At 69.5% G+C, this 11,817-nt stretch carries 11 protein-coding genes and 1 pseudogene; 5 read left to right on the top strand and 7 right to left on the bottom strand.

Annotation, left to right across the window (positions count from 1 at the left end; all coding sequences use genetic code 11):
- Positions 1-192: hypothetical protein (locus A5673_RS18880; RefSeq protein ID WP_197518423.1), on the top strand; the 192-nt coding region annotated here is incomplete at its 5' end.
- A 60-nt stretch (positions 193-252) separates the two neighbouring features.
- On the top strand, positions 253-1,101 hold the full coding sequence (locus A5673_RS18875) for an aldo/keto reductase (protein WP_068235684.1): 849 nt from the start codon (positions 253-255) through the stop codon (positions 1,099-1,101).
- 15 nt (positions 1,102-1,116) lie between these two features.
- On the opposite strand, the gene A5673_RS18870 is transcribed toward A5673_RS18875, so the two are convergent.
- The 7 genes from A5673_RS18870 to A5673_RS18840 form a co-directional block, all read right to left on the bottom strand.
- Positions 1,117-1,728, bottom strand: coding sequence for a DUF1707 domain-containing protein (locus A5673_RS18870; RefSeq protein ID WP_197518422.1), 612 nt, complete (start codon positions 1,726-1,728; stop codon positions 1,117-1,119).
- Positions 1,729-1,841: 113 nt separating this feature from the next.
- Positions 1,842-2,615: an enoyl-CoA hydratase family protein gene (locus A5673_RS18865; protein ID WP_068235681.1), complete on the bottom strand. Its 774-nt coding sequence runs from the start codon at positions 2,613-2,615 to the stop codon at positions 1,842-1,844.
- Positions 2,615-3,781 (bottom strand): acyl-CoA dehydrogenase family protein, encoded by a 1,167-nt coding sequence (locus tag A5673_RS18860; RefSeq protein WP_068235678.1) that lies wholly within the window; start codon positions 3,779-3,781, stop codon positions 2,615-2,617. The genes A5673_RS18865 and A5673_RS18860 overlap by 1 nt, the downstream gene beginning before the upstream one ends.
- A complete protein-coding gene (locus A5673_RS18855; RefSeq protein WP_082958832.1) occupies positions 3,778-5,814 on the bottom strand; it encodes a biotin carboxylase N-terminal domain-containing protein in 2,037 nt (678 codons plus the stop codon). The genes A5673_RS18860 and A5673_RS18855 overlap by 4 nt, the downstream gene beginning before the upstream one ends.
- Positions 5,815-5,819: 5 nt before the next feature.
- Positions 5,820-7,415: an acyl-CoA carboxylase subunit beta gene (locus tag A5673_RS18850; protein ID WP_068235676.1), complete on the bottom strand. Its 1,596-nt coding sequence runs from the start codon at positions 7,413-7,415 to the stop codon at positions 5,820-5,822.
- The gene (locus A5673_RS18845) at positions 7,412-8,560 is read right to left on the bottom strand and encodes an acyl-CoA dehydrogenase family protein (RefSeq protein ID WP_068235673.1); all 1,149 of its coding nucleotides are present in this window, start codon (positions 8,558-8,560) and stop codon (positions 7,412-7,414) included. Before A5673_RS18845 ends, A5673_RS18850 begins: the two co-directional genes overlap by 4 nt.
- Positions 8,557-10,278, bottom strand: a complete 1,722-nt coding sequence (locus tag A5673_RS18840; protein WP_068235670.1) for an acyclic terpene utilization AtuA family protein — start codon at positions 10,276-10,278, stop codon at positions 8,557-8,559. Before A5673_RS18840 ends, A5673_RS18845 begins: the two co-directional genes overlap by 4 nt.
- Positions 10,279-10,500: 222 nt before the next feature.
- On the opposite strand from A5673_RS18840, the gene rpmF reads away from it, so the two are divergent.
- The 3 genes and pseudogenes from rpmF to A5673_RS18825 all read left to right on the top strand — a co-directional run.
- Positions 10,501-10,674, top strand: a complete 174-nt coding sequence (rpmF, locus tag A5673_RS18835; protein WP_066961599.1) for a 50S ribosomal protein L32 — start codon at positions 10,501-10,503, stop codon at positions 10,672-10,674.
- Between the two features lie 63 nt (positions 10,675-10,737).
- On the top strand, positions 10,738-11,424 hold the full coding sequence (gene mprA / locus A5673_RS18830; RefSeq protein ID WP_068235691.1) for a two-component system response regulator MprA: 687 nt from the start codon (positions 10,738-10,740) through the stop codon (positions 11,422-11,424).
- Positions 11,424-11,817: pseudogene (locus A5673_RS18825) on the top strand (two-component sensor histidine kinase); the annotation flags it as partial. The gene mprA and the pseudogene A5673_RS18825, both read left to right, overlap by 1 nt.

Raw genomic sequence — 11,817 nt, 5'->3', positions numbered from 1 at the left:
GTGCGCGGATTCGACGACATGGCAAGGCTCGGCGCGCAGGTGACGATCTTCCGGTTGGGCGACGACCCGGGCCTGGCCCGGTTTATCGACCAGGTCGCGCGTCGCGTGGAGGGGCGCGTCGTGGTCCCCGATGTCGACGGTCTCGGGGCCGCCGTCGTGGGTGACTATCTGCGGTCGCGGCGCCGTCGATAATCCCGCAGCGGGAATAGATACCTCCCCGACCGGGTAGTAGGGCGGAGACGGAGGAGATGCATGAGCAAGGTTCCAACGATCAAACTCAACGACGGCGTGAGCATTCCGCAGCTGGGCTTCGGCGTGTTCCAGATCAAGCCCGACGAGACCGCCGCGGCCGTCAAGCGCGCCCTCGACATCGGGTACCGGCACATCGATACCGCCGAGATGTATGGGAACGAGAAGGAAGTGGCCGACGGCGTCCGTGACGCCGGGCTCGAGCGCGCCGAGGTGTTCGTTACCAGCAAGCTGAACAACGGCTTTCACAAGCCCGACGATGCGCGGCGCGCCTTCGACAAGACGCTCGACGCCTTGAAGTCCGATTACGTCGACCTGTTCCTCATTCACTGGCCGCTGCCCACGCTCTACGGCGGCGACTTCGTGTCCACCTGGAAGGTGCTCGAGGAGTTCGCCAAGGACGGCCGCGCCCGCAGCATCGGGGTGTCGAATTTCCAGACCGCACACCTGGAACGGCTCGCCGCGGAAACCGCGACCGTCCCGTCGGTCAACCAGATCGAGGTGCATCCGTATTTCGGCAACGAGCAGGTCCGCGCCTACGGCCGCGAGCACGGCATCGTCACCGAGGCGTGGTCGCCGATCGCCCAGGGCAAAGTGCTCGGCGATCCCGAGATCAACCGCATCGCCGACGCGCGCGGCAAGTCGCCGGCGCAGGTGGTGTTGCGCTGGCACATCCAGCGCGGCGACGTCGTCTTCCCCAAATCGGTGACCCCGGAACGGATTCAGGCCAACTTCGAGCTATTCGACTTCGACTTGGACGACTCCGACATGGCGGCGATCTCCGCGCTGGACAAGGGCGAAGCGGGACGACGGGGGCCCAACCCCGACAAGTTCGACTACGTGCCGGGTTAGCGAGCGGCGCAGGGATTATCCGCGCGGGCGACGGGCCTTGCGCTTGATGCCCACACCGCCCCACAGCGAGAAGCCGTAAATGTTGACCTTCGGCGCGCCGGGGGTGCCTTGGCCGAGCACGCTGTGGTCGAAGCCGCCCATCACGCCGCGCCCGTGGATCTCGACGTTGACTTCGGGGGGCAGCAGGATGTTCTGCGCGCCCATGATCGAGATCGCGTGGATGTCGACCTCGGTGGAGGTGAAGTCGGCATAACGCAGGTCCACCACCCCGGTTCCCCAGAAGGTGAAGGTGGTGAGCTTCTTCGGGACGTTCCACCGGCCGCGCCGCTCGAAATTGCTCATCAGCGCCAGCAGCAGCATCGACGGCGCCGGGTTGGGTTTGCCGCCGCGGCGCGGGCTCAGCATCGTGCCGGGCAGGTCGGCGCGCAGCTCGTCGAGCTCCTCGTAGGTGGTCGCGGCGTACGCCCGCGTCAGGCGGTCCTCGTAGTCCTTCAGCTGCAGCCGCCCCTGCTCGGCCGCATACGCCAGCAACTGCGCGACCTGGATGCGATCCGTGTCGGCCGCGCGCGACGATTCGTCACGCGTGTCCTGGGTATCGCGGGTATCGCGTTGCGCAGAGTTGCTCATCATCCACGAGCGTACGACGTAGAAGTTTTGCTGCAAGTGGGTTGGCTAAACTGCAACGTTGTTCCCTGGTCGGGCCCCGGTCTTGGGTCCTTCTGTGCAGGTCGCGGCACCCGTTAGACGTTTGCCCAACTAGGCGGGCGCTTCTGCAGAAACGCCATCATGCCCTCGCGCGCCTCGTCGGACACGAACAGCCGGGCCGACTCCTCCGTGAGCCGTTCGGCGTCGCGGTCGAAGCCCTCGAGCACGGCGGCGGTGGTGAGCGCCTTCGACGCGGCAAGCCCCTGCGGCGAACCGCGGCTCACGTCGGCGACCACCTTCTCGACCGCGGCGTCGACGTCGTCGGCCGCCATCGTGATGAGCCCGATCGCCGCGGCGTCGGCCGCGCCGAACGTCTCGCCGGTGAGGTAGTAGCGCGCCGCGGCCCGCGCCGACACCTTCGGCAGCAGCGTCAGCGAGATGATCGACGGTGCGACGCCGATCCGGGCCTCGGTCAGCGCGAAGGTGCTGCGCGGGCCGGCGACCGCGATGTCGCAGGCGCCGACCAACCCGAAGCCGCCGGCCCGGACATGCCCGTCGACGGCGGCGATCACCGGCAGCGGCGCGGAGACGATGGCGCGCAGCAGCGCGGTCATTTCGCGGGCCCGCGCGACGGCCATGTCGAAGGGGTCGCCGGCGCCGGCCTCGCTGAGGTCCGCGCCGGCGCAGAAGGTGTTGCCGGTGTGGCCGAGGACCACCATCCGCACTCCCGGGTCCGCCGCGGCGTCGCGCAGGCCCTGATGCAGCTGCTCGACGAGCGCGGTCGACAGCGCGTTGCGGTTGTGCGGCGAGTTCAGCGTCAGCCGCGCGACCGGGCCCGCGACGGCGTATTCGACGAGACGATCTCCCATCAGTAGGACCGGGGCAGGCCCAGCGACGTCTGCGCGACGAAGTTCAGCACCATCTCCCGGCTGATCGGGGCGATCCGCCCGAGCCGGGCCGACGCGAGCATGGCCGCCACGCCGTACTCCTTGGTCAGCCCGTTGCCACCCATCGACTGCACGGCCTGGTCGACCGAGCGGGTGGCCGCCTCGGCCGCCGCGTACTTCGCCATGTTGGCCGCCTCGGCGGCGCCCGCGTCGTCGCCGTGGTCATACAGCGTCGCGGCCTTCTGCATCATCAGCTTGGCGAGCTCGACCTCAATGTGGCACTGCGCCAACGGATGTGACAGGCCCTGGTGCGCGCCGATGGGGGTGGACCAGACCTGGCGCGTCTTGACGTAGTCGACCGCCTTGTTCAGCGCGAAGCGGCCCATGCCCACCGAGCTGGCCGCCCCCATGATGCGCTCGGGGTTCAGCCCCGCGAAAAGCTGTGCGATGGCGGCGTCCTGGGCGCCCACCAGCGCGTCGCTGGGCAGCCGCACGTCGTCGAGGAACACCTGGAACTGGCGCTCGGGGCTGATCAGCTCCATCTCGATCGGGGTGTAGGTGAAGCCGGGCGCGTCCGTGGGTACCACGAACAGCGCCGGGCGCAGCTTGCCGGTCTTCGCCTCCTCTGTACGCGCCACCACCAGGACCGCCTGCGCCTGGTCGATGCCGGAGATGTAAACCTTCTGCCCCTTGAGGATCCAGTCGCTGCCGTCGCGGCGGGCGGTGGTGGTGATCTTGTGCGAGTTGGAGCCGGCGTCGGGCTCGGTGATCGCGAACGCCATCGTCAGCGAGCCGTCGGCGATGCCGGGGATCCAGCGCTTCTTCTGCTCGTCGGTGCCGAACTTGCTGATGATGGTGCCGTTGATGGCGGGCGACACCACCATCAGGAGCAGCGCGCTGCCCGCGGCCGCCATCTCCTCCATCACCAGCGACAGCTCGTACATGCCGGCGCCGCCGCCGCCGTACTCTTCGGGCAGGTTCACCCCGAGGAAGCCGAGCTTGCCGGCCTCGGACCACAATTCGGTGGTGTGTTCGTGCGCGCGGGCCTTCTCGAGGTAGTACTCGCTGCCGTAGTTGGACGCCCATTCGGACACCGCCTTGCGCAGCGCCCGGCGCTCCTCGTTCTCGATGAAGCTGCTGTCGGTCACTGTGAATCTCCTTCTGCTTGCGGCGCTTCCACTCTTGCCAGGGTTGGATGGTCGTGACCCGCCGCGCCCGGCTCCGCCGCGCTTGCGATCACTCCGAGGACGGCGCCCACCTCGACCTGCTGGCCGGTTTCGACGTTGAGCTCGGCGAGCACGCCGTCGGAGGGTGCGGTGATGGTGTGTTCCATCTTCATCGCCTCCAGCCAGATCAGTGGCTGCCCGGCGGCGACGGCGTCGCCGATCGCGGCGCCGAGGCGAACGACGTTGCCGGGCATGGGCGCCACCAGGGAACCCTTTTCGAGGGTCGAACCCGGTTCCGGGAAGCGGGGCAACGCGACCAGGTGGACGGGCCCGCGCGCCGAATCGACGTACACGTCGTCGCCGTATCGGGCGACGGCGAACGTGTGCTCCACCCCGTCGTCGGCCAGGGTGACCTCATCGGACGTGGCGGCAACCAGCCGCACCTGCGCGTCGTTCGGCAGGGTCAATCCGGTTCGGGTGAAACGGTATTCGACGGCCTGCTCGGTGTCGGTGTCGTCGCGATAGGTCTTCACCTGATACCCCGACGCCACGTTTCGCCAGCCGCTGGGGACCGGGCCCAGGACCGCGGCGACCGCGCGATTGTGGGCGGCGTCGGCCAGCGCGGCGGCGACCGCGGACAACCGGACGACCGCGGCGTCGGCCGACGGCGCGGACAGCTTGTCCAGGCCGTGCGTGTCGAAAAACGCCGTGTCGGTGGCGCCGTCGAGAAATGCGGGGTGCCGCAGCACGTTGACCAGCAGCTCGCGGTTGGTGCGCACGCCGTGCAGGCGGGCGCGGGCCAGCGCGTCGGCGAGGACCAGCGCGGCCTGGCGGCGCGTCGGTGCGTAGGAGATGACCTTGGCCAGCATCGGGTCGTAGTGGATCGACACGGTGAAGCCGTCGACGATCCCGGAGTCCAGCCGGATCCCGGTCCGGTGCCCCAGCGAGCCGAACTCGGTCCGAACCGCCGGCACGTCGATCGCGTGCAGCACGCCGGCCTGGGGCTGCCAGCCCCGGGCCGGGTCCTCGGCGTAGAGCCTGGCCTCGATCGAATGCCCCTGGGCGGCAGGGGGTTCGGCGTCGAGATGGGCACCCTCGGCGACCGCAAGCTGCAGCTCGACGAGGTCGAGCCCGGTGGTCTCCTCGGTCACCGGGTGCTCGACCTGCAGCCGGGTGTTCATCTCGAGGAAGTAGAACTCGCCGTCGTCGTCGGCGAGGAACTCCACCGTGCCGGCGCCCGTGTAGCCGATCGCGGCGGCCGCTAGCCGGGCCGCGTCGAACAGCTTGGCCCGCATTCCCGGGATGCGCTCGACCAGCGGCGAGGGCGCCTCCTCGATGATCTTCTGGTGGCGGCGCTGAATGGAGCATTCCCGTTCCCCGACGGCCCAGACGGTGCCGTGGGTGTCGGCCATGACCTGGACCTCGATGTGATGACCGGTGGGCAGGTAGCGCTCGCAGAAGACGGTCGGGTCGCCGAACGCCGAGGCCGCCTCACGCCGGGCCGCCTCGACTTCGCCCGCGAGAGAGGACAGTTCGCGGACCACCCGCATCCCGCGGCCGCCGCCGCCGGCCGACGCCTTGACCAGCACGGGGAGCTGCGCCTCGGTGACGGCGTCGGGGTCCAGCTCGTCGAGCACCGGGACTCCGGCGGCGGCCATCAGTTTCTTGGACTCGATCTTGGAGCCCATCGCCCGCACCGCGTCCACCGGCGGCCCGACCCAGGTCAGGCCGGCCTGCTGCACTGCGGCCGCGAAATCGGCGTTCTCGGAAAGGAACCCGTAGCCGGGGTGCACCGCGTCGGCGTCCGCGGCGCGGGCGGCGGCGATGAGCGCCTCGGCGTTCAGATAGTCGTTCGTCTTTTCCAGCCGCACCCGCGCATCGGCCTCGGCCACGTGCGGCGCGGCGGCGTCGGGGTCGGTGTAGACGGCGACGGTGGCAAGGCCCAGCCGCCGGCAGGTGGCGAACACCCGGCGGGCGATTTCGCCGCGGTTGGCGACCAGCACTCGAGTGACCATGGGGCTCACATCCGGAAGACGCCGAAGTTCGACGTCCCCTCGATCGGGCCATTGGCGATGGCGGACAGACACATTCCCAGGACGGTGCGGGTGTCACGCGGGTCGATCACCCCGTCGTCGTAGAGCATCCCGGACAACACCAGCGGCAGCGACTCGGCCTCGATCTGCCCCTCGACGGCCGCGCGCATCGCGGCGTCGGCGTCCTCGTCGACCTGCTGGCCGCGGGCCTCGGCGGCCGCGCGGGCCACGATCGACAGGACGCCCGCCAGCTGGGCGCCGCCCATCACCGCGGATTTGGCGCTGGGCCAGGCGAACAGGAACCTCGGGTCGTAGGCCCGCCCGCACATGCCGTAGTGGCCGGCGCCGTAGGAGGCGCCGATCAGCAGCGAGATGTGCGGGACGGTCGAGTTGGACACGGCGTTGATCATCATCGACCCGTGCTTGATCATCCCGCCCTCTTCGTAGTCCTTGCCCACCATGTAGCCGGTGGTGTTGTGCAGGAACAACAGCGGCGTGTTCGAGCGGTTGGCCAGCTGAATGAACTGGGTGGCCTTCTGCGACTCCTCGCTGAACAGCACGCCGCGCGCGTTGGCGAGGATGCCCAGCGGGTAGCCGTGCAGCCGGGCCCAGCCGGTGACCAGCGACGAGCCGTACATGGCCTTGAATTCGTCGAATTCGGAGCCGTCCACGAGGCGGGCGATCACCTCGCGCGGGTCGAACGGGACGCGCAGGTCCGCGGGCACGATGCCGATCAACTCCTCGGCGTCGAACAGCGGCTCGGTCACCGGCCCCGGCGCCGGTCCCTGCTTGACCCAGTTCAGCCGGGCCACGATGCGGCGCCCGATGCGGATGGCGTCGAGCTCGTCGGCGGCGAAGTAGTCGGCCAAACCCGAGACGCGGGAGTGCATTTCGGCGCCGCCCAGCGACTCGTCGTCGGATTCCTCGCCGGTGGCCATCTTGACCAGCGGGGGACCGGCGAGGAACACCTTCGAGCGTTCCTTGATCATCACGACGTGGTCGGACATGCCGGGAATGTAGGCGCCGCCCGCGGTGGAGTTGCCGAAAACCAGGGCAATGGTGGGGATCCCGGCAGCCGACAGGCGGGTCAGGTCGCGGAACATCTGCCCGCCGGGGATGAAGATCTCCTTCTGGGTGGGCAGGTCCGCCCCGCCGGATTCGACCAGCGAGATGACGGGCAGCCGGTTCTCGAAGGCGATCTGGTTGGCCCGCAGGATCTTTTTCAGCGTCCAAGGGTTGCTGGTGCCGCCCTTGACCGTCGGGTCGTTGGCGACGACCAGGCATTCGACCCCCGACACCACGCCGATCCCGGTGACGGTGCTGGCGCCGACCGTGAACGCGCTGCCGTAGGCGGCCAGGGGGCTGAGCTCCAGGAACGGGGAGTCGGGGTCGACGAGCAGCTCGATGCGTTCCCGCGCGGTCAGCTTGCCGCGGGCGTGGTGGCGCTCGACGTACTTGGGTCCGCCGCCCGCAAGCGCTTTGGCGAGTTCGGCGTCGATCTCGTCGAGCCGCGAGGTCGCCGTCGACGCCGCGTCGGTGTAGGCGGGCGAGTTCGGGTCGAGGGTGGACTTCAGTGCGGTCACGATTGGTATCCCAGGGTTTTGGCGGCCAGTGCGGTCAGGATTTCGGTGGTGCCGCCGCCGATGCCCAGGATCCGCATGTCCCGGTATTGGCGTTCGACTTCGGATTCGGCCATGTAGCCCATGCCGCCGAACAGCTGGACGGCCTGGTTGGCCACCCATTCCCCGGCCTCGACGGCGGTGTTCTTGGCGAAACACACCTGCGCGATCAGGTTGGTCTCCCCGGCGAGCTGACGCTCGACCACGTTGCGGGAGTAGACCCGGGCGACGTCGATGCGGCGGGCCATCTCGGCCAGCGTGTTCTGCACCGACTGCCGCGAGATCAGCGGGCGCCCGAACGTCTCCCGGTCACGGCACCACTGCAGGGTCAGGTCCAGGCACCGCTGCGCGCTCGAATAGGCCTGCGCTGCAAGCCCGATCCGCTCGGACACGAACGCCTGGGCGATCTGGGCGAACCCGCTGTTCTCCGCGCCGACGAGGTTCGCCGTCGGCACGCGTGCGTCGGTGTACGACAGCTCCGCGGTGTCGGAGGACCGCCAGCCCATCTTGTCCAGCTTGCGGGTGACCTCGAAGCCGGGCGTGCCCTTCTCGACCACCAGCAGCGAAACCCCGGCCGCCCCAGCGCCTCCCGTGCGCACCGCGGTCACGACGTAGTCGGCGCGCACTCCGGAGGTGATGTAGGTCTTGGCGCCGTTGACGACGTAGTGATCGCCGTCCAGGACGGCGCTGGTGCGCAGGTGCCCGACGTCGGAACCGCCGCCGGGCTCGGTGATGGCCAACGAACCGATCTTCTCGCCGGACAGCGTCGGCCGCACGAACTCGTCGATCAGTCGCGCGTCGCCGGAGGCGATCATGTGCGGCACCGCGATGCCGGAGGTGAACAGCGACGCGAAGGCGCCCCCGGGGGCGCCGGCCTGGTGCACCTCCTCGCAGATGACCACGGCGTCGGCGCCGTCACCGCCACCGCCGCCGACCGATTCGGGAAAGCTCGCGCCCAGCAGGCCGGCCGCCCCGGCGCGCCGGTGCAGGTCGCGCGGCAGCTCGCCGGAGCGTTCCCACTCGTCGGCGTGGGGCAGGATCTCGCGTTCGGTGAAGGAGCGCACCGTCTTTCGTAGCTGCTCGCGCTCGGGCGTGGTCCAGATAGTCACAGCAGGCCCTCCGGGATGTCGACGTGGCGACCGCGCAGCCATTCGCCCAGCCCCTTGGCCTGGGGATCGAATCGCGCGTTGTACGCGACACCCTGACCGAGGATGCCGTCGACGACGAAGTTCACCGCGCGCAGGTTGGGCAGCAGGTGGCGGGTGACGTCGAAGCCGGCCGCCTCGGGCAGCAGATCGGTGAACAGCTCGACGGTCAACGTGTTGGCCAGCCAGCGCCACTGTTCATCGGTGCGGACCCAGACGCCGACGTTGGCCGACCCGCCCTTGTCGCCGCTGCGGGCCCCCGCGATCCGTCCCAGCGGCACCCTGCGCGTCGGACCGGCCGGCAATGGCTCGGGGGACGGCGGGGGATCGGCGGGCGCCAGCTCCAAAGTCTCGGTGGCGCAAGGGATGTAGGTCCCGGTGCCGTCGGCGTGCACCGCGACGTGCGGCACCTGCGCCGCGTCGACGTACCCCGCGGTGAACACGCCGTACACCTGGCCGTCACCGGGCGGGGCGGTCACGTGAAAGCCGGGATAACTGGCGAGCGCCAATTCGACTGCCGCGGAAGAGAACTGACGTCCGACGTTGGCCGGGTCGGGGTCGCGGACCACGCAGTGCAGCAACGCGCTGGCGGCCTCCTCGGTGTCGGCGTCGGTGTGGTCCGTGCGGGCCAGCGTCCACTGCAGCTCCGCGGGCTTCACCGTCAACGCGGCCTCCAGCTGGCGGCGCACCAAGTCGGCCTTGGCCTCGATGTCCAGGCCGGTCAGCACGAACGTCATGGCGTTGCGGAACCCGCCGATGCTGTTGAGCGACACCTTGTACGTGGGCGGCGGCGGTTCGCCGCGCACGCCGCTGATGCGCACCCGGTCGGGACCGTCGGGGGCCAGCGCGATGGTGTCCATCCGGGCGGTGACGTCGGGGTTGGCGTAGCGCGCGCCGCCGATTTCGTACAGCAGCTGCGCGGTGACGGTGTCGACGCTGACCACGCCGCCGGTGCCGGGATGCTTGGTGATCACCGACGAGCCGTCGGCGGAGACCTCGGCCAGCGGGAAACCGGCGTGGGTCAGGTCGGGGACCTCGGTAAAGAAGGAATAGTTGCCGCCGGTGGCCTGCACGCCGCATTCGATGACGTGGCCGGCGACCACGGCACCCGCGAGCTGGTCGTAGTCGGTCGGGCCCCAGCCGAAGTGCGCCGCCGCCGCTCCGACGATCACCGAGGCGTCGGTGACCCGGCCGGTGACGACGACGTCGGCGCCGCTGCCCAGGCAGTCGACGATGCCCCACGCGCCCAGGTAGGCGTTCGCGGTGAGCGGCGTCCCCAACCCCAGCTCGGCCGCGCGCGGCTGCAGGTCGTCGCCCTCCACGTGCGCGATGCGGGCGGGAACGCCCAGGCGCTCGGCGAGCGTGCGGATGGCGTCGGCCAGCCCGGCCGGGTTCAGCCCGCCGGCGTTGGCGACGATGCGCACCCCGCGGTCGTGGGCCTCGCCCAGGCAGCCCTCGAGCTGGGTCAAAAAGGTCTTGGCGTAGCCGCGCTCGGGGTGCTTCATCCGGTCGCGGCCGAGGATCAGCATGGTGAGTTCGGCCAGGTAGTCCCCGGTGAGGTAGTCGACGTCCCCGCCGGTCAGCATCTCGCGCATCGCCGACAGCCGGTCGCCGTAGAACCCGGAACAGTTCGCGATCCGGACGGCGCCATCGGTGCAGGAAGCACCGGAAGCAGAGGCCATGCAGTCCTCCAATCTGCGATTCACCGGTGAGCGCAAACCAACCAACCAACCGGTAGGTTAGCGGGTCGCGCCGGTGCCGCGTCAAGGACGTCGCGCGGCCTATGCGCCGCCGTTTTGGCGGCGGGCAGGTCACCCACTATCCTGATAGGCAATCGTCGCACGTTCGGCCCGACCGGCCACGCCGCGCGGCATACCCCCCGACCCGAGGAGTTAGGCCCGACCATGGCCGTACCCAAGCGCAGGATGTCGCGCGCGAACACCCGAAGCCGTCGCGCGCAGTGGAAGGCCACGAAGACCGAGCTCGTCGGCGTGACGGTCGCCGGCCAGAAGCACAAGGTTCCGCGCCGACTGCTCAAGGCCGCGCGCCTGGGACTCATCGATCTCGACAAGCGTTAATCTCGGCAAATACGCGGCGCGCCTCTCAGGCGGCTCTCAGGCGCTGGGGCGAAACTAGTGGCCGTGCGCATACTTGTCGTCGATGACGATCGCGCGGTGCGCGAGTCACTGCGCCGCTCGCTTTCGTTCAACGGGTACTCGGTCGAGCTGGCCCATGACGGGCTCGAGGCCCTGGACATGATCGCCAGCGACCGGCCCGACGCCCTCGTCCTGGACGTGATGATGCCGCGCCTGGACGGCCTCGAGGTGTGCCGTCAGCTGCGCAGCACGGGCGACGATCTGCCGATCCTGGTGCTGACCGCCCGCGATTCGGTTTCCGAGCGGGTGGCCGGACTGGACGCCGGCGCCGACGACTACCTGCCCAAGCCGTTCGCCCTCGAGGAGCTGTTGGCCCGGATGCGCGCGCTGCTGCGGCGCACCAAGCCCGACGACGACGTCGAGTCGGTGGCCATGAGTTTCTCCGACCTGAGCCTGGATCCGGTGACGCGCGAAGTCACCCGCGGACAACGCCAGATCAGCTTGACCCGCACCGAGTTCGCGCTGCTGGAAATGCTGATCGCCAACCCCCGCCGGGTGCTGACCCGCAGCCGCATCCTCGAGGAGGTGTGGGGATTCGACTTTCCCACCTCGGGCAACGCGCTGGAGGTCTACGTCGGCTATCTGCGTCGCAAGACCGAAGCCGAAGGTGAGCCGCGACTGATCCACACGGTGCGCGGGGTCGGTTACGTCCTTCGGGAGACCCCGCCCTGATGATCCGGTTGCATCGGCACCGGCGCGCACCGCTGCGAGCCACCAGCTCGCTGTCCCTGCGATGGCGGGTGATGCTGCTGGCCATGTCGATGGTGGCGATGGTCGTCGTGTTGATGTCCTTCGCGGTGTACGCGGTGATTTCGGCCGCGCTCTACAGCGATATCGACAACCAATTGCAGAGCCGGGCGCAGCTGCTGATCGCCAGCGGTTCGCTCGCCGCCGACCCGGGCAAGGCCATCGAGGGCACCGCATACTCGGACGTCAACGCCATGCTGGTGAACCCGGGCCACTCGGTTTACAGCGCCAACCAACCCGGCCAGACCCTGCCCGTCGGGGTCACCGAGAAGGCCGTCATCAGCGGCGATTTGTTCATGTCGCGTCGCACCGCCTCGG

The sequence above is a fragment of the Mycobacterium sp. E3198 genome (genome assembly GCF_001667015.1).
GTDB lineage: Bacteria > Actinomycetota > Actinomycetes > Mycobacteriales > Mycobacteriaceae > Mycobacterium.
Note: the sequence above shows the minus strand (reverse complement) of the source record. Positions and strands in the feature narration are given on the sequence as shown.

What these genes read in the sequence shown, in the direction of transcription:
- rpmF (WP_066961599.1), top strand. Translation starts at nt 10,501, where the DNA reads ATGGCCGTACCCAAGCGCAGGATGTCGCGCGCGAACACCCGAAGCCGT.
- A5673_RS18865 (WP_068235681.1), bottom strand. Translation starts at nt 2,615, where the DNA reads ATGGGAGATCGTCTCGTCGAATACGCCGTCGCGGGCCCGGTCGCGCGG.
- A5673_RS18855 (WP_082958832.1), bottom strand. Translation starts at nt 5,814, where the DNA reads ATGGTCACTCGAGTGCTGGTCGCCAACCGCGGCGAAATCGCCCGCCGG.
- A5673_RS18870 (WP_197518422.1), bottom strand. Translation starts at nt 1,728, where the DNA reads ATGAGCAACTCTGCGCAACGCGATACCCGCGATACCCAGGACACGCGT.
- A5673_RS18875 (WP_068235684.1), top strand. Translation starts at nt 253, where the DNA reads ATGAGCAAGGTTCCAACGATCAAACTCAACGACGGCGTGAGCATTCCG.
- A5673_RS18840 (WP_068235670.1), bottom strand. Translation starts at nt 10,278, where the DNA reads ATGGCCTCTGCTTCCGGTGCTTCCTGCACCGATGGCGCCGTCCGGATC.